Source organism: Dolichospermum planctonicum, from assembly GCF_005402965.1.
Classification (GTDB): Bacteria; Cyanobacteriota; Cyanobacteriia; order Cyanobacteriales; family Nostocaceae; genus Dolichospermum; species Dolichospermum planctonicum.
This window is the reverse complement of the sequence record NZ_BJCF01000042.1, coordinates 21,912-41,258: the sequence shown is the minus strand read 5'-3', so window position 1 is coordinate 41,258 and position 19,347 is coordinate 21,912. Positions and strand designations below refer to the sequence as shown.

10 protein-coding genes are annotated in these 19,347 nt (G+C 35.7%); 3 read left to right on the top strand and 7 right to left on the bottom strand.

Annotated elements, in window-relative coordinates; translation table 11 throughout:
* Positions 1–95 precede the first annotated feature (95 nt).
* The 3 genes from FFO06_RS16350 to FFO06_RS16340 all read left to right on the top strand — a co-directional run bounded on the left by FFO06_RS16350 (position 96) and on the right by FFO06_RS16340 (position 2,357).
* Entirely contained in the window at positions 96–791 is a 696-nt protein-coding gene (locus FFO06_RS16350) for a class I SAM-dependent methyltransferase (RefSeq protein ID WP_137908989.1), read from the top strand.
* 37 nt (positions 792–828) lie between these two features.
* A complete protein-coding gene (locus FFO06_RS16345; protein WP_190396339.1) occupies positions 829–1,773 on the top strand; it encodes an SPL family radical SAM protein in 945 nt (314 codons plus the stop codon).
* Positions 1,774–1,904: 131 nt separating this feature from the next.
* A complete protein-coding gene (locus FFO06_RS16340; protein WP_236097167.1) occupies positions 1,905–2,357 on the top strand; it encodes a hypothetical protein in 453 nt (150 codons plus the stop codon).
* 135 nt (positions 2,358–2,492) lie between these two features.
* On the opposite strand, the gene FFO06_RS16335 is transcribed toward FFO06_RS16340, so the two are convergent.
* The 7 genes from FFO06_RS16335 to FFO06_RS16305 form a co-directional block, all read right to left on the bottom strand.
* On the bottom strand, positions 2,493–3,284 hold the full coding sequence (locus tag FFO06_RS16335; protein ID WP_137908986.1) for an SDR family NAD(P)-dependent oxidoreductase: 792 nt from the start codon (positions 3,282–3,284) through the stop codon (positions 2,493–2,495).
* Between the two features lie 57 nt (positions 3,285–3,341).
* Positions 3,342–4,856 carry a thioester reductase domain-containing protein gene (locus tag FFO06_RS16330; RefSeq protein ID WP_137908985.1) on the bottom strand — a complete coding sequence of 505 codons (1,515 nt, stop codon included), beginning with the start codon at positions 4,854–4,856 and terminating at the stop codon, positions 3,342–3,344.
* 2 nt (positions 4,857–4,858) lie between these two features.
* On the bottom strand, positions 4,859–6,529 hold the full coding sequence (locus FFO06_RS16325) for a PfaD family polyunsaturated fatty acid/polyketide biosynthesis protein (protein ID WP_137908984.1): 1,671 nt from the start codon (positions 6,527–6,529) through the stop codon (positions 4,859–4,861).
* A gap of 131 nt (positions 6,530–6,660) precedes the next feature.
* On the bottom strand, positions 6,661–9,975 hold the full coding sequence (locus tag FFO06_RS16320; RefSeq protein ID WP_137908983.1) for a PfaB family protein: 3,315 nt from the start codon (positions 9,973–9,975) through the stop codon (positions 6,661–6,663).
* 4 nt (positions 9,976–9,979) lie between these two features.
* Entirely contained in the window at positions 9,980–11,332 is a 1,353-nt protein-coding gene (locus FFO06_RS16315; RefSeq protein ID WP_137908982.1) for a beta-ketoacyl [acyl carrier protein] synthase domain-containing protein, read from the bottom strand.
* Positions 11,333–11,489: 157 nt separating this feature from the next.
* Positions 11,490–13,220, bottom strand: coding sequence for an SDR family NAD(P)-dependent oxidoreductase (locus tag FFO06_RS16310; RefSeq protein ID WP_137908981.1), 1,731 nt, complete (start codon positions 13,218–13,220; stop codon positions 11,490–11,492).
* 96 nt (positions 13,221–13,316) lie between these two features.
* Positions 13,317–18,710, bottom strand: coding sequence for a type I polyketide synthase (locus FFO06_RS16305; protein WP_137908980.1), 5,394 nt, complete (start codon positions 18,708–18,710; stop codon positions 13,317–13,319).
* Between the last annotated feature and the right edge of the window lie 637 nt (positions 18,711–19,347).

The following is a 19,347-nucleotide window of genomic DNA, read 5'->3' as shown; positions in this document are numbered from 1 at the left end:
GTTTTTGGTGATTTACTGTTTCTCAAATGCCTTTTTTCACTTTATATGTTTGTTTTGATGCTCTCTTTAATTTTTTCTCTACGTAATTTACCTCTGTGACAGTTTGGGGTGCGGAATGTGGGTTTTATGATCCCAAGTGTAAAGCAAGAGATACTTTTACCAAAGTATTGGAAACAGATGGTTATTTTGATATTGATCACTTTATAAATTTAGATACTTTTGGCGAACAAGCACAATTTAGAAATAATTTTATGAAATTATTGAGAGATAAAGGTAATGCAAGTAGAATCATGACATTTGCTATGATGCCTAATAATAATGATAGAGTATTATATTACTTATTCCATATTTGTAGTCATTTAAGAGCCTTAGAGGTAATGAAAGATGGAAGCTGGAAGTTTAATAATTTAAACTATCAATATCACTATGATATTTATGGATTTGGATTTAAAGCAGCATTATTTTATGAAGATAATCAATTGGACTTAAAATTAGATATTAATCAAGATAGTCAAACAGCTTGTATTAATAAATTAAGTACCGACTTGGATAAAATTATACATAATAATCCAGATGGAATTTTATTTGAAGAATTATGTAATAAAACAATGGAACGAAATCCAGCAACTAGACAACAGTATTTTGAATATCTCAATTTCTTAAGAGAAGCTAAAGAAATACAAGTGATTAGGAAGGGTAAAAAAACAAATAGTCAAAAATTAGAAAATGGGGATATAATTAAACTATCACCACAACTAATTTTATTTAATATGCGTGGCTATATATCCTAAATAATTTCTAAGACACAACTAAACATATAATGAAATCATGATTACTGGAACTGAAAAAATAATTAATCCACTGCAAAAAAGTGCTTTAAACAAGAAAAGTCTATGCGACTATGTTGTTAATATTGCTTCTGGTTGTTTACATGGATGTACATTTTGCTACGTTCCTTCAACGCCAAGTATTAGAACTCAACAAAAAAAATTGCATCAAAAAGGTGTAGAAAATCCTCAGTTAGACTGGGGTAAGTATCTATTCATAAGGGAAGAAGTTCCTGAAAAATTAGATCAAATATTAAAAAGAAAAAGAAAGTGGGAAGAAACACCTTCTGGTAAAGGAGTAATTTTGCTTTGCTCTGGAACAGATCCATATCAAAACAAAAAAACAGCAGAAATTACTCGTAGAACAATAGAAGTTTTAATTAAACATAATAAAAACGTAAGAATTTTAACTCGTGGCTTGTTATGGCAAAATGATTTAGATATTTTAACTCATCCAAACATCTCTATAGGAATGAGTATCCCTTGTATAAATGATGAACTACTAAAAAAAATTGAACCACAAGCACCTTTATCATCTGATAGATATAAAGCATTGCAAAAAGGATATGAAGCTAAATGTCGTTTGTATGTAGCTATGGCTCCAACTCCACCTATGATGACTTTAGACAATTTTAAGTTTAACTTAGATCAATTTATGAAAATTAACCCAGAAGTAATTTTTTGGGAACCAATTAATGCTAGAGGAACAAATGGCAGAAGAATGTTAGCTGCTGGTCTAGATTTTGCAAAATCAATTATGAGTAGACAATCTTGGGCAGACACTTTTATTAAACAATGGAATGATATTGAAGCAGCCGCTAAAGAAGTTGGATGTCTTGATAAAGTCCACATTTGGCCAGATCCTTCTTTAAAAGGCTTTGTTAGTGAAGAAAAAATTGATAATTGGTTATATAGACCAACTATAGAGAAATGGAATAGCAAATAGGGAATTACACAGAACTGTTGAATGTTAAGATTTTGATGATCTTGTCCAATTTGTGTATTAGTGATACCACAAATCAACTCACAAACACATTTGATAACTTTATGCGTAATATTCCACTTAAGAATTTAACCATGGGAATAAGTATTATTTTACTTTCCCTATTCTCATCCTTTAGTGTCCAAGCACAAAAGGGAGGAAATAAAATTGAACTTAAAGTTTATAGTCAAAACGTGCAAAAACAAAGTTGTCCAGATAAAGTTATTGTCACGGAAATTCCCCAACCTTATCGAGAGGGAAGTTTTGCTACCGACGGTTCTGTGAATTTGAGTGGGTACGCAAATAATATTTCTATCAGCACAAGTAATAGCTTTAGTACGACATGGGTAGGAACATTAAAACCGAAATATGCTCAATGCTTTGCTTCTGCTGGAAATAGTCATTATCGGCTGCATTTTGTTAAGGGTAAAGTTTATTTTATGCTTGATTTAGCAGGCAGTTTTGATCCTAATAATTATCCTTTAATAGTTATCAAGCAGGGAATGAAAATAGGTAATCCTGTGTGGACTTGGGGTGGAAGTGATTAAAGAGTAGTAAATCACTTTATTTAAAGTGATCTGGATTTAAAATAAGACTTAGTCAAAACAGCAATAAAGTAGAGGTAATTCATGAATTACCTCTACCCAATAATCAGATTTTCAGTGCTTTTGCATTGTCTTTAATTATTTATCTTCTTGCATACTTCTGACAATTCTTGTTACCATTTTCCTGGGTATAAAGCGAATACATTTTGCCATTAATTTATTAACAAAACCAGGAATAATAATTGTTTTTCCCTGAATTAAACCATGATAACCAATTTGGGCTACAGTTTCTGCATCCATCATTTTTTTGCGTTTTAGTAGTTTAGAATCTGCCATTCCGGTTCTTTCATGAAATGCAGATGCAGTTGAACCTGGACAAAGAACAGTTACAGTTATACCTGTACCTTCTAACTCATTAGCAATAGCTTCTGAAAAAGATAAAACATAAGCTTTTGTTGCAAAATAAACCGCCATTAACGGACCTGGTTGAAATGCAGCAGCAGAAGCGACATTAAGAATTTTACCATGACGTTGTTTAACCATTTCTCTAAGAAATAATTTGGTTAAATGGGTAAGACAAACCAAATTTACCTGCAACATTTCCAGTTCAGTATTGAGGTTGGTTTCATAAAATAATCCATGATTACCAAAACCTGCATTATTGACTAAGATATCAACTTTAATACCGACTTGTTGTAATTCTGTAAAAATTTCTTCTGGAGATGTGGATATAGATAAATCTTTGGTAATGGGTTTAACAAAAATCCCAAACTCTTGTGCAAGTTCAACAGCTATTATTTGCAGTTTTTCTCCTAACCTGTCTACCAATACAAGATTGTAATTCTCATGAGCAAAAATCCGGGCTAACTGATAGCCAATACCACTAGCTGAACCAGTAATTAAAACAGTTTCCCGACATTTTATGTTCATTTTTTAAGAAGTGAATTACATTAATAAAATAGGCACAGTTTACCTGTGCCAAAAGAATTAGACAAGACTTAAAAAACCAGTTTGCACTAGGTAAGATGTGTAAGTCATCAACAATTGAGAATCAATAGCAGGACAAACAATAGAACTGCCTTTTAATGCTTCTAGAGTTTTTTCACAACTAATAATTGGTCTTCTAGCTTGTAAATACAAATCAGGAATAGTGATTTGTTCATCTGACCAACGTTCTAACAAAAATGGCCGCAAAGTATATAAAGGATTGTCTGGAGAGGTGACATTATTAATTAATTCTGCTTGCCATTCTTGGTATGGAATCATCTTTAATGAAAACCCAAAAGAACGCACCCAATCAACTAAAGATATTAAAGAAGCGGGTTGAGGATGTTGTAAATGGAAAGCTTTACCTACAGATGTTTCTTGTCGAGAAAGATAAACAACAGATTTGCTGACATAATCAACAGGAGACATATCTAACATATAATCTACATCGGGAAAAGAACCCATTTGTAGACAACCTTTAATCATTAAATTGATGAAATCATGGGTATTACAAATTCCGGTTTTGCTATCCCCAGAAATTAAAGGAGGTCTATGAATAGTGATAGGTAATCCTCGACTACCAGCAATTTTTACTAACTTTTCTGCCACCCATTTAGTTTGGGAATAACCGAGAAAAATACCTTCCCAGTCATGAAAATCATCATCTTCTTTAACTATCTTACCAGCATAAGCACTAGACTCAAAAACAGCAACACTAGAAACATAATGAAATGGTTTAACTTTGGTTTGACAAGCTAAACGTAAAACTTCCTGTGTACCCAAGACATTCGCTGTTTTTAGGGCTGAGTAGGGATAAACATAATTCAGTAAAGCTGCACTATGATAAATAGTATCAATATTAGCAGCTAAATCTTGAAATTGTTCTGCATTAATACCCAAATGTGGTTGTGATAAATCACCAATAATGGGGATAATGCGGTGACTATATTGATCTTGCCAAATTCCATATTGTTGCAAATTATTTTCTAATTTGCTTTTCCCTTCTGCGAGACTACTAGCACGCACTAAACAATAAAGAATTGCTTCACTAACTTCTAGTAATTCCTTGATAATGAAAGCACCTAAATAACCTGTTCCTCCGGTTAAAAAGATATTTTTGGGGTGAGAAACAAAAACGGTATTACCTACAGGTTGAATGCTGGGGTCTAGGACAGCTTCCGCAGCTAAATCTAGGAAAGGGGGAGCAAAATTAACAGAAGAATTTGTACCTGAAGCTGCATCTTTTCCAGGAGAATCATCACTTGCTTCCTCTGACAACCGCTGAGAAAGGGCAGCAATATTGGGATAATGCCAAAGCAGAACGGGAGAGGGTTTAAATCCTAATAATTGCTCCAATTTACTAATAATAATCATGGCTTGAGCAGAATCTAAACCATAATTTTCTAAATTTTCGTGAACATCAATTTCTGCGGTTGTAACTCCAATAACTTCTGCAAGATTGGAAGCTAGAAATGTTTGAATACTTTCAGCAGTATAAGACTGTTTTAAATTCATTTTTACTTCTCCAATATAGAAGGAATTGGTTGATATTGACTGTAATAAGGAGGCATTTGCAAACCCTGAATTTTCAAACTATGGGTACGATATAAAAATCCAGTTCCCTTCATAATTTGGTTAGCAACATCAACAACATGACGTTGATTAGGTTCTGATAAATATGAACCACGCACCCAGTCATTAAAGCCACCCATAGCTGGTCCGCACCAAATTTGATAATCAACTTCCCGACCTTTTTCACCAGTGCTAGACCAGCGGGAAGATAACCCTAAATACCATCTAAAAATTAAGGCCATTTTCAGTTTAGGATTATTAACAGCTTTACCCAATTTTTCAGGATTTTTTTGGGATAAATAAGCGGCTGTACCTTCCCAAACTTCAGGAATACTTTTACGAAAAATTTGTTTTTCTAACTTTTCTTTTTCGGCTTTGGGAATATGTTCAATAGAGTCATAAGTGCGATATAACTCATAAAGTTTTTGCGCTCGCATGGGGAACATTGTCCCCCGTTTGAGAACTTGTAATTTCACTCCCATTTCAAACATATCGGCTGCGGGAGCCATGATCATATCTGCCATTTCTGCTTGTGCTAATAACTTTTTAGTATGTTCACAAGCACCAGATTCAACACAAGATTGATTAATTGAACCAGTGACTATGTAAGCAGCACCCATGATGAAACCAGCTAAGGCTGATTCTGGTGTACCAATGCCTCCAGCGACTCCAATTCTAATAGGAACTGAGTAATTATATTGCGATTGAATTTCATCTCTGAGAGCAATAATTGAAGGTAATAAACATACTAAAGGACGATTATCAGTGTGACCTCCAGAATCAGCTTCAACGGTAATATCATCAGCCATTGGTACTTGGCTGGCCAAATTTGCCTGTAGTTCGGTAATTAATCCTTGCTGAAGTAATTCTTTGATAATTCTCGCGGGTGCTGGTTGCAAAAATTTAGTTGCAACTTCTCGACGGGAAATTTTAGCAATGACCTTATTTCTGATATCAATTTGATTGGCTGCATTCAATCTTAACCCAGCAATTCGATAGTAAACAATATTAGGAGTTAAGTCTAAAAATGCAGATGCTTCTACTGTTCTGACACCATATTTTAGATATAAATCTACAGCGCGACGCTCAATAATTGGTTCATTGGGACTGTGAATTAAATTGAAAGCATAGGGTCCATTTGGTAAGGCTTGTTGAATAGAATTAATGGCAGATTCTAAACGTTCTGGAAGTAAGCCACCAGCACCAAAGGAGCTTAAAATCTTCTCTTTTCCTAATGCAATTACCATCTTTTCAGAAGCAATACCACCAGCCATAGCGCCGGTCATATAGGCGTATTTTACACCATAAGCAGTGAGAAAACTAGAATCACCAAGTTGTTGTAAACGTAGAGGTGGGAGTGAGATTAAAAGTTCTGGTTGTCCAGATGAACCATTATCATTAGGTGCTAAATAACCATCATTAGTAACACCAATTCTCCCTGCTATTTTGATAATATGACAAGGTTGATCTAATGTTAATAGTTTATCTTTGATGGCATTTTTTTCAAAGCTAACACAATCTAATGAACCTTTCCAAATTTGGTTTTGATGATGATTCCAGCCGAAAAAACCAAGTCCATTATCATGTTGATTTCGTACCGTCTCAATTGTTTTCACGGTAGTTATTCCTCAATTTATAAGCAAAGGATTTGAAATGAATAATTAAGGAGTTTGGTAGGGTATTTTAGAATAAAATTCGTAACACACCAAACTCTTAATAATGGTGCGTTACTAATCGCTAACACACCCTATGGAGCTTCCTTGAGTAGGTTTTGAGCGCAAGCTAATTGTAATTGGATAATTTCGCTCATTTGCTGACTAAAATCTTGTCTAGCTGCTAAGAAACTTGTGTGCGTTTTAGTTAATTTGGCGGTGTTGTTACTGAGTTTTTTGTACTGAGAAATCTTTAAATCATTCATGCTAATTTTTTCAGTAGGTTCTTGGTTTATGTTTGGCTTTAAGATTTTTGTTGACTCAAAGAATTTTAGTTTCTTTGACAATTCCAAACCGTTCTCCATGATAGTTTTCATGGATTTTTTTTCTGGTTTGGGTTTAGGTTTGGGATAAATCTCTGTGGGCGCTATTTTCTCTACTGTTTGTAAGGAATTGATGATTTTATACCCTTCATGAGGAAAAGTTTTTTGCTGCTGGTTATTAGCAAAAAGTTTTTGATTTTCTGGGTTTAAAATCATAGCAGCCATGGAATTACCACCTAATGTAACTTTCCTCAGGGTTAATTTATTTTGTTTTTGATTCTTTGAGGATAAGTTATATAAGGGAGCTAGATTTAATTTGACTTGATGACTCAATAGTTTTGCTAATGCTTTAATTAGGGAACTATGATCATCTGTACCACGTCGGTTTAGGGATACGGTAATATGTTCTTGATTACCAAGATTTTTACTTATCCAACGCGAACAAATACCACCAGCACCAGCTTCAATAAAGATTTTTGCTCCGTCTGCATAAACACGATTAACGAGACGAGGAAAGTCTAATTCCTGACATAAACCTGTAGCAATATGATGAGCAATTGATTCACTTTTTAGGGAAATGGGTTGATATTTAGCAGCAGAATAAAATGTAACTCCGGGAATTTGTTGTGCTGGTAAGTTATTGAGTTTAACTAATTCTGGGTATTCTGACTGCATTGCTTGACAATGAATTACATGATCAAATGGTGCAGGAAAGGCATTACAACCCAGTTTTTTAATCACTCGTTCACAAGCTGCTGGTTCACCGCCAATTAATACTTCTTCTGATGTATTAATTTGGGTTAAATAAACATAATTTTCGCTTTTTAAACATTCTCTTACCTGTGCAGGACTGGCTATCAGCACATAGTTACCCCACAAATTATTATGGGAATTGGTAGAATTTTTTGGTAGTCCCCAATACTCACAAACAGCATTTTTGTAACCTGATAATCTATCACCAAATAAGTTAGAAGAATTAAAGGTATTACTTCCTTGATAGAAGTTACTCCAAACTCCTTGAGCAACCATCATACTGGTTTCTCCCAAACTATAACCAAAGATATGTTTGGGTTTAACTTGAAAGTCGTCGCTGATAATTGTGGTTATCAGTCTGGTAAATAGCATTTCTGCTTCAAACATAGCCAGAGAATCAGCTAACAATTTTTTTTCTAATGTTTCTAATTCTCTGGTAGATAATTTACCTAAACTTCTGGGAAATACTAATTTTTCTACATCAGCGGCGCGTTTGTAAAGACTTTTGACAATTACATCATCAAAAGCTTTAGGAAATAGTCGGAATAATGTCCGACCAATACCTAAATAAGAGTTAACTGCTGCGGGGTAAATAAAGGCAATTTCACCAGTTTTACCTAATGGTTTTGGTGTGAAATAACTACCTATGGGAGTTTGCCAATCTTTGCCATTTTCAAAGGCGTTTGTTACACCTTTTTTGGCAGAATTAATTTCTTTAATTAATTCTTTTTGGTTACGTCCAGTAATTGATAATGTGTACTTTGTATCAGAATTTTGCTGAAATTTAAGAAAGTTATGAGTAGCTGTATTTTTGAGATCATCTGTATTTTCAATTGTTGCCTGTAGATGATCTAATGCTGCTAATAAACTAGATTGATCATTAGCAACTAGGGGGAAAAGATGAAAAGATTTTGACTCTAAATAACGATTTTGGGGTTCTGGTTGATTGGTTTCTTCTGAGATAATTACATGAGCAAAAGAACCATCACAACCAATACTATTAATGGCGGAAATTCTGCATTTGACTTCTTTTTGTAAAAACCAGGGACGGGACTCGGTAGCAACATAGAAAGGACTACCTTCCCATACTTGCGGTGTTTTCACTCCAGACCAGTTGGGGGTTGCAGGTATATATTTATAATACAAACTCAGTGCAGTTTTAATTAAACTGGCAATTCCAGAGGCAACGAAGGTATGACCAATATTAGATTTAACGCTACCTATAGCGCAGTGTAAACCATCTCCAACGGAAGGATAAGCTTGGAGAATACCATTAATTTCGGCTTCGTCTTCGGCGGGAATACCACTAGCGCAGACTTCTAAATAGTTGACTTCTTGAGGTTGGATACCTGCTTGTTGAAACGCTTGTTTGCAGACTTGAGTAATGATGGTATCATTTACAGCCATAGATGCAGATTGACCAATACTAACAGCATCAATAACTGCATAGATGCGTTCCTGATTTTGCAATGCGACATCATGACGTTTAAGAACTACCGCACCCGCACCTTCTCCCACATTCCAACCGTCGGCTTTTTCGTCAAAACTTAAAGTATTGACCCCTGTATTAATTTTGCCAAATTGACTTCGCAATAAGACGTTTTCTACCCCACCAGCTAAGTCAACAGCACCCACAATTACAGCATCTACTTCATTAGTATCTAGCAGCATTTGCGCTAATTCTAAAGCTTTAAAAGCAGCAGTTTCTACCGCACTAATTGTAAAAGATGGACTTGAGAAATTCCATAGAGAGGAAATGCGACTAGCCATAATATTGGTAACATAACTGAGATATTCACTAAGTTCAACTTGATTGTGAATACTATCTTGAACAATACTTTCTAATTGATGAATTTTTTCTGGTGATAAAGTGATTTCTGCGCCATTTAAACCATCTTTAATTTGCCAGGATGAATTCCACCTTTGCTGTAATTGGTGAACAGATAGTTCTGTATCTGCTGCAATAATTACCGCTACATTACTATTAGGTGAAATTTTCGCATCTTTGAGAGCGCGGTCAGCAACTCTTAATAATAACAGTTGTTGAGGGTTGATCTTTTCAACTTCATTGGGAGGAATTTTGTAAGCGAAAGTATCAACTTCAAAATTATCAATATAAGCTCCTTGTGGTACTTTTCCAACTTCTAAACCATACTCCTGTAGTAAAGTTTCTTGTTGATTAATACCATGCCATCTTGATTCTGGTAGAGGAATAAAATGCTGTTTTCCGTCATAAATACTGCTCTCGAAGGCATCTAATTCTTGACATTCACCAAAAAAGGCATCCATACCAACAATTGCCATTTTTGCGGTCTTCTGTTGCTGAATATTCATCTGCTTACTTCCCTGCTTCTAGAATAATATGAGAGTTTGTACCACCAAAACCAAAGGCGCTTAAAGCTGCTCTTTTAGTTCCTTGACTTGGCCATTTAGTAGGAGTTCTGACAATGTTTTGTGGAGAGATAACATTATTTTCAGAACCTATAGGTTGGGTCACATTAATAGTAGGAGGAATCACACCATGGGACATACTTAAAATTGTCTTAGTTATGCCTACCATACCTGCAGCAACAAGTAAATGACCAACATTTGTTTTCGTTGAACCTACTAATGGAGTTGCTTTATATGGACTAAAAAAGCTTTCAATTGAGTTAAATTCGGTGGTATCTCCTAATAAAGTACCTGTAGCATGGCACTCTAAATAATCAATAGTTTGGGGGTTAAGTTTAGCTTCAGAATAAGCTCTTTGATATGCTAGAGTTTGACCTTGAGAATTAGGACTAAGAAGATGTTTACCTTTACCATCATTAGATAAACCATTACCACAAATTGTGGCTAAGATATTGTCACCATCTCTAATAGCATCACTGTGTCTTTTAAGCATTACCATTCCTATGCCTTCGGAGGTAATTAACCCGCGTGATGACTTATCTAGGGGACGACTAATGCCATTATCTGGATATCCTTGAATACCAGAAAATAACATTCTAATAAATAATGGATCTGCACAACTAATCGCACCAGCTAACATTAAATCAGCTTTGCCAGATTGCAGATAATGGGATGCTAATTTAATGGCATAAAATGATGATGAACAAGCAGCATCTATACAAAAATGAGTTGCAGATAAAGAAAATGCTTTAGAAACTATAGCAGCAGGTAAACCGGAAACCATAGCATTATATGGCGATTTTTTGATGCTATTATTTGTTCCTGGTAAATGAAAATCCTGATTCTGCAAAAGTTCACTAATTGCAGGTTCAATATTTTGCTGATAAATAGGAGCAAATAAACTATTAGAAGCTTTGGTTGGAAATCCCAAAGTTCCTAAAATTACGCCACATTTTGAGAGTGCAGTTTGATTTTCTAAATAACCACTATCAAGAATTGCCTGTTTAGCGGCATATAGTGACCATTTAAAACTATTGTCGAGACTTTCAACAAATGATGCTGGTAAATTGTACTCACTAGGATCAAATTCAAAATTGCGGATAAAACCGCCTTTAAGGAAGTAGAATTTTTCTGGTGTTCCTTTGTTATTGTCGTAAAATATAGCGGGATCTATTCCCAAATCCGCTACAGTTATAGATGATGTGGAATCTTTTTCTTGTGTAAGATTCTGCCAAAATTCTTCGGGATTATTAGCATCGGGAAATAGGCAAGATAACCCGATGATAGCTATTTTTTCCACTGTGGAAATCCTCGTTGGGGCATAAGACGTGACTGAAAAGGATTTACGCTATTCCCCCAATTGGCAAGGATTAAAAACTTGCGCTGTGATTAAAAAATTGTAGTTTCGGAATGTTGAGTTTCACTTTGTTCTACCCAACCTACGGACTAGTTATGAATTATTTACGTTTGAGTAATTCCTGTGGACAAATTACTGCCTTTGCTCCTAATATCTGTGAGTATATTTGTCCTTCTCGACCGTGAATAATGAAATCACAGGTTGCACCACTATTTGTTTTAGCTTTAATTTCACAGGAGACATAATAGGGTGCGTCGCAAGGAATTGGTGCAAATTGTTGGGAATCTGTTAGTTGTCCAGGTAGACATATTTCTTGATAAAAATGATTTAACCATAACCATAAAGGTTGTGTACTCAAGTCTGTTGCATAAGGGTTATACCATCTAATGGGAAATTGTCCTTGTTTTTGACGGGAAATTGATTCCCAATAACATTCTGTGGTGATTTTTTCGCTGGTGATGTTGATGACTCTGTTGATTTTTTGGAAACATGGACCGTGAAATAATGCGGTATCACTTGTTTGATAAAAGTCTGTTCCGGTGGTAGTAATAATATTGTCTTCTGTGAGATCCACTCTTGGATAAATTGGCTGTTCTGGTGTTTTTCCTACTACTTTAATAACGGCACGGAAGTGAAATAGGGGTTTACCCAGGGGATTTTTACTAGTAATGGTGGTTTCAAATTCGATAAATTCACCATTTTTCTTATCCAGTTCTTTCAACTCTAACAAAAATTCATCTGCTAAATTGGCGTTAAAGGTAATTCCTTTTAATACTTTGAATTGTTGACAACTTAAATAGCGATAACCTGGATAAACTTCTTCACAAGCATTGATCATCCAAGCCATAGCACAAGTAGCTGGTAAAACTGGTGTTCCTGCAATCACATGATCATACAAAAACGGATTTTCTGCTAATGTCATTTTCCGCCGAATGCGATGGATTCGCAATTGGGAATCTAAAGATGAAGGAGGTAGAAACATTGGACTACCAATGACAACTTGTGTATGATCTTGATAGGCTGGATGTAGTTCATTAACTAACATTTGTGTACCAATTTCTACAGGAATAATATCAATTCCTCTTTCTGCAAATGCTTTTTTTAATTGTGGTGTCACCATCCCACTATCCCAACCTCCCCAATTAATTGCGACTACATGACAATTAGGGTGATATTGTTTGATTAAATGCGCTGATTTATTCAGAATTTCATTGGCTATAGCATAATCAGTTTGACCAATATTTCCATAAAAACCACTCACCGAAGAAAACAATACTAAATGTTTTAATTCTTGGGAATTAATACAACTGAGGAGATTTTCTAAACCCTGAACTTTAGCTGTATAAACTTTCTCGAAATCATCTTCTGTCTTCTTTTCAATTAATTTATCTGCTAAGTTACCGGCACCGTGAATAATTCCGGTAATTTGACCTACTTTCTGAGAAATTTCTTGTAATTTTGCTTTCAAATTCACAGTGTCAGTCACATCAACACTAATATATTCAGCCGTTCCTCCTGTAGATGCAATAGCTGCTAATGTCTTCTTAATTTCTCGACTAGAATTAATTTGGTTAAATATCTTTTGTACCATCATGGGAGTTGGTTTTTCACCCTGAGAAATCAAATTTTCCATAATGCGCTTTTTCAAGGCAGAATCTTCCAAACAATCCCGCGCATATTCTGGTTCTGTAGTAATTTCTGAACGACCTAAAAGAATAAATTTACAACGTTGTTGTTGAGCTAATTTAACAGTACATTGAGCAGTGATTCCCCTTGCTCCACCACTAACAACAAAAACAGAAGATGGACTAATTTGAACAGTTGCAGTCATAAATCCTCACGTAAAAAATCAAAATATCAAACTCTTACTTTCTGCGACTCTAGGTGAAAAAAATCATCTCATGGTGGGCAATGCCCACCCTACAAATTATTCAGCCTTAGCAACCAGCGTTACTCGTCCTTGATTACCATAACCAACTTCGCCAATATAGCGATTAGAATCGTGTAATTCAGCGACAATATATTGAGCAGATTCCTGATGATCTAAAGTGGGATTTAGGTCAATTGCTCTAAAAAATACCTGTGGCCATTCCCACCGCAAACTCTTAGTTAAACCAAATAAACCGGCAGCAATTGCACTGAAATTAGTTTCATGTCCTAACCCAAATTCACCATCAAGATGAGCGACTGTGCAGAAGCTTGTTCTTCCTGGCAATAATGCTGCATTATTCAAAGTTACTTTCAAATGTTTTGCCATTAAAAACACTTGTTTAATAATTGCTTTTTCTGCTTCTGGATAGGAAATATGACCAGGTTTTTCAGGTTGAAATTGAGGATGTAGGTGAATAAATGCCCCAATTGCTCCATGTTTAGTAATCACACTTTGCAATAATAATTGCAAATGTTGTTCACTCATGTTGGCTAATGTAATGCGGGTAACACCTGCTGGTAATGGCAATTGTGTAGGAATTAAGGATTGGGGGAAACTCAAAACTACAATTCTCCAACCTTGTGCTACCAGTGCATCAACTAATTCTGTGGTAGTTAAAGAACCATCGTCCGTAATTAAACCAATGTGTCCTGCTGGTAGTTGTGCTTCCCAAAAATCCGGTCTGGGTAAGGTTTCGAGTTGGGCTAGACGACGGGGAAGATGAGGATCTACCATAGGTGGTGGGGTTAAATCCACTGTGATAGTCGACTCCACCCCCGCGCTTTCCCCCTTAATTAACGGGGAATTAAGAGTTACCGAGTTAACATCAATGTACGGCTTTTTTTTTTCACCTCCCACCAGTGTTTGGAGGTAGTTAACGATTTGCCCAATTGTCCGTAAATCTCCCAGTTCTTCTATATTAGGTTTGGGTAAATTCGGATATGCTTCCTGCATTGCCCCTAGTATTTCTACTCGTTTAATGGAATCTATACCTAAGTCTGCTTCCATGTCCATATCCAGTTCCAACATTTCCACCGGATAACCCGTTTTTTCGCTGGTAATGTTTAACAGAGTTTGGGCTAAATCAGCATATTCGTTACTGTTTTCGGCAGGTTGGGAACTGGGAATTGAAAATTGGGGACTAATAATTGGTTCTGGTGCTAATTCCTCTATTATCTCTCTGGGAATTTGAGGAATAATAATTGATTCTGCTGGGATTTCTGTTGTTAATGGATTCTGTTTTTGCAGATATTCGACAACTTGACCAATCGTGCGTTTTTCTGCTAGTTCTTCGAGGTTTGGTTTAGGCAGATTAGGATATAATTCTTGCAATCCTCCTAAAATTTCCACTTTTTTAATAGAGTCAATTCCTAAGTCGGCTTCCATATCCATATCGAGTTCTAACATTTCAATAGGATAACCTGTTTTTTCGCTAGTTATAGTTAATAAATTGTTGGCTAAATCATCTAGATTAATGTTATTAACTACGGTTACAGTTTCAGGAATTAATGCAATTGGTTCAGGTGCGGATTCAATTATCTCGTTAATTACAGGTTCTATAACTTTATTGACAGTTGAAATAGGTATTTCTAATTCAACTTTTGGCTCAACTTTTGGCTCAATTACTGGTACTGTTTGAGAGGGAATAATAGTAACATTAGCAGCGACTGGTGCTTCTTCAGCGGTAGATAGGGGAATAAAAGCTGCTGTTTCTTGAGTTTCAGAAATCAGTTGAGAATATTCTTCTTGAATAAGTTGGAAAAAGTGTTTGGTATATTCTATTTGTTCCCGCAAGTATTGTTCATGAATGCGGAGAGTTTCACCTTGTTGAGAATGAAACTGCATCATGCTGCGTTCTAAACTCTCCATGATTACCTGCTTAATTTGAGCAGCTTCAGTAGAAGATTTAACATTAGCAAATAATTTATTTTGCTGCTGCATTAATTGAAAGAATGTTTTGGTGTATTCTATTTGATGGTTAAGATATGTGCTGTGAACTTCTAAATTCTCGCTTTGGTTATATTGAAACTGGCTGAGAAGTTGTTCCAAACTGGTGAGAATTTGTTGGCAATTGACAAGTTTATCTGGTGTTTGCATTTGATCTCTAGATTGCTGTGCGAACAATTCTGAAATGGATATTTTCTCTGGTTCTTTTTGCGGTTCTTTAATGAGAGTTGCAGTATTCATCTGTGATTGTAACTGAGTTGCTATGACGGGTTGTTTTTTATGTCCATTACCGTTGCCGTTATGTCCAGTTGAAGGAATTTTGACAATTTCTGAATTTTCAATTTCTAGAATTTTAAATTCTTGAGTTTCTGGACTTTTAAACTCCTGAATTACTGAATTTTTATCTCCGTTCTGCAAGCTTTGAATAAAGGCATTTTTAGTTTTATCGGAAATGTAGTTAATGCCAGTTAATTTGACGTTAAGGGTCTTTTTAGCCGCAATAGGAGGTAACACAGGAGGGAGTTGATAAGGATCAAGATTGCTAAGATTCATGCCCATAACGCGCAACTGAACCACGGCTTCTCGCAAGGAGCGATCGCTATTTTTTTGTGGACTAGGATTCAGAGATATAGTAATATGAGGACGATCTCCTAATATCTCTTTCACCAAATTACTTAAAACCCGTTTTGGTCCAAATTCTACAAAGCAATAACCACCAGCACCATAAATATTTTCAATTTGTTGTTTAAACAGCACTGAACTAGCCAAATGGCTTTCTAAATTCTTTTGAATTGCTGTGGCATCTTGGGGATAATGTTTACCAGTGACATTACTAAAAACGGGAATTTGCGGATTTTTAAAAGTTACTGATTTAGTAGCAATAGCAAAGGATTTTTGTGCGAATGCTATTAATGGAGTGTGAAAAGCCGCAGACACAGGTAATAAAACCGCACCATATCCCAATTTTTGGCAAGCATGATGAATTTTATCAATTTCTAACTTTGGACCTGCTAAAACAATTTGGGTGGGAGAATTAAAATTAGCAATACTCACTCTAGGAAATTGCTTCAGTAGCGGTTCAATTTTGCTGATATCTTCCTTCACTGCTAACATACTACCAGGGTCATGATCTGGGTCTTTTGGTGCGGCCATGGCTTGTCCTCTAGACTTCACCAAGAACAAATAATCAGCCTCACTCAATACTCCAGCAGCCCACAAAGCCGTTAATTCACCAAAACTATGGCCTGCGGTGAAATCTGCTTTAAAGCCAGCTTGCTGCAAAATTCCATACAACCCGGCACTGAATACACCAATGGCAGGTTGGGCATATTCGGTTCTTTGTAAAGCTGCAATTTGCGCTTTTTTCTCAGTTTCATCAAAGGTAGAATGAGGAAAAACAACTTCAGAAATCGGTTGCAAATTACTTTGTTTTAACAAATTATCCATCTTGCCATATAACTGCCGCAAGCTGGGGAAATTCATTACCGTTTCTCTTCCCATTTCCAAATATTGAGAACCTTGTCCAGAGAATAAAGCGACAACTTTTCCAGCCAATTCCATACCAGAGGAACGGTAATAAATACCTTGAGGATGCTCCCAAGATGTTGCGTCATGCTTATTTTTTAGTAACTCAATACTAACTTGCAGTAACTTACAAGCTTCTTGTAAATTCTCGGCTATAAACCCAATTCTTACCGCTGTTTTGGGAATAGTTAGAGATTGACACTCTTGCAATAATTGAGAATAATACCTTTCTCCATCATTAGCTTGCAAATTATTGAAAGTCGCCTCCAACTTACTAATTAATTCAGCTTGACTAGCACCAAATAATAGCATTTCACTAGAGGTATGATGTAAACGATAGGCATTTCGTTGTTCTGGTTCATACTCTTCTAAAACAACATGATAATTTGTGCCGCCAAAACCGAAAGAACTCACCCCTGCACGTCTGGGAGTTTCACCTTCTGCCTTTATCCATGGTCTAGTTTGAGTATTTAGATAAAAGGAGGAATTTTCAATATCTAATTTCGGATTTGGTTCATTAATATTGATTGTCGCTGGTAATATTTTGTGATGCAATGCTAGGGCAGTTTTAATTAAACTAGCTGCACCTGCGGCGGCTTTTGTATGTCCAATTTGCGATTTTACACTTCCTAAAGCAATGTGTTGTTTTTGGGTATCATGCTTCCCAAAATAATCTCTTAATGAACCAAATTCTGTAGGATCTCCAGCCATTGTTCCCGTACCATGGGCCTCCATTAAACCCACAGTTGCTGGGGAAAAACCAGCATCATCATAAGCCCTTTCTAAAGCCTTAACTTGTCCTTCTTTTCTAGGAGCATAAATACTCTTGTAGCGACCATCGCTAGAAGTACCAATTCCCTTAATTACCGCATAGATTTTATCGCCATCTTTTTGGGCATCTTCTAGGCGTTTTAAGAGAATCATCCCAATACCTTCACCTAACATCATCCCATCAGATTTAGCATCAAATGGTTTAACATTATCGCTAGGACTAACAGCCGGAGTTTTGCTAAAAGAAATGTAGGCCATGATGGTATTATCGGTGTCTACTCCACCAGTTAACATCATATCGCTACGATGTTCAACTAATTCACTAATGGCCATTTTTAATGCCCCGAAAGAACTAGCACAAGCGGCATCAACTACACAATTTGTACCGCCAAAGTTAAAACGGTTAGCAATTCTCCCAGCCACAACATTTGCTAACATTCCAGGGAAAGCATTTTCATCCCATTTGACATAAGCAGATTTGATTTTATCAACAATTTTCTTAGTATCTTCATCAGATAAACCACTGCTTTTGAGAACTTTTTCCCAAATTGGATATTCTAATCTAGCAGCTAAGGGCATTGCTAATTGTTTGCCCATTGCTACACCTAAAATTACCCCAATATTCTCGCGGCTAAATTCACGATAATCACCATAACCAGCATCTTCCATTGCTTCTTTCGCAACTACTAAACTTAATAGTTGGGAAACATCTGTAACTTCTAAAATGCTGGGGGGAATGCCAAATTCCATGGGGTTAAAATCAACTTCGGGAATGAAACCACCACGTTTACAATAGGTTTTATCTTCTGGTGTTCTTGGATTGGGATCATAGTAATCTTCCACACTCCAATGACTTGAAGGAACATCAGTAATACAGTCAACTTTATTCACAATATTTTGCCAGTAATCTCTTAAATTTCTCGCTTGAGGCATTAAAGAAGCCATACCAATAATAGCTATTGGATTTGCTTGTAGTTTTCTGTTAATTTCTTTATTTGACATGGAGTTTTCTGATAATGTGCCGTTAGTCATGTTCATTTTTTTTTCCTTTATAAACCTAAGCAAAGCCTGTTCACAACTATTAATTTGGGCTTCTAATTCCGTCAAGGAAGTATTTATTGTGTCTATCTTTTTTGGGGGGTAAGACATGATGGCATAGACTAATCTTGAGTACCGTAAATTGTGCAACACAATAGACTATTAACAGGTAGTTATTCTATCTGTATTAATGCATTTGTCGCAGGTAAGTTTAAATGCTTGACTTGAGATTAACACTACAGAATATATACACAGTTTTTTGGCAACGTTGGATTTTTTGAACCAGTTTTAGAACCTTTTGTCCATGAATAAATACTAGACAATACTGGATTTTTGATATTGAGAAAGTGAAGATATAATATCCCCGACTTCTTTATTTAATCCTGTGAATAAATTATGATTTCTTCCCAGAAGTATGATATCTGAATTGCATACTGACTCCTTAGGTTACAGGTCTCAACACAGAAGGGCTTTTATCTTTTAATCATTGAATGTTTTACCCATTTGATAATCACATTCTGTATGTTGATAAATGCTTTGACCAGTTTTTAAAATCCAGGATAACCTATTTTAGATGATTAGACTCATAAAAGCTGCCAAAATCGTTACAAAAATAATCAGCACTCTGTGGCAAATTCTCTGAATAGTGAAAAAATACTTAAACAGTTTTTTAAAAATATAGCAGTTTGTAACTTGGAGAAATACAAAACCCCAATTTATTAAGGAATAGGTTTTGTTTCTTTAGGTA

Bases quoted from the DNA above. Each gene is read 5' to 3' on its own strand.
- FFO06_RS16320 (WP_137908983.1), bottom strand. From the start codon at position 9,975: ATGAATATTCAGCAACAGAAGACCGCAAAAATGGCAATTGTTGGTATG.
- FFO06_RS16340 (WP_236097167.1), top strand. From the start codon at position 1,905: ATGGGAATAAGTATTATTTTACTTTCCCTATTCTCATCCTTTAGTGTC.
- FFO06_RS16335 (WP_137908986.1), bottom strand. From the start codon at position 3,284: ATGAACATAAAATGTCGGGAAACTGTTTTAATTACTGGTTCAGCTAGT.
- FFO06_RS16330 (WP_137908985.1), bottom strand. From the start codon at position 4,856: ATGAATTTAAAACAGTCTTATACTGCTGAAAGTATTCAAACATTTCTA.
- FFO06_RS16305 (WP_137908980.1), bottom strand. From the start codon at position 18,710: ATGTCTTACCCCCCAAAAAAGATAGACACAATAAATACTTCCTTGACG.
- FFO06_RS16310 (WP_137908981.1), bottom strand. From the start codon at position 13,220: ATGACTGCAACTGTTCAAATTAGTCCATCTTCTGTTTTTGTTGTTAGT.
- FFO06_RS16345 (WP_190396339.1), top strand. From the start codon at position 829: ATGATTACTGGAACTGAAAAAATAATTAATCCACTGCAAAAAAGTGCT.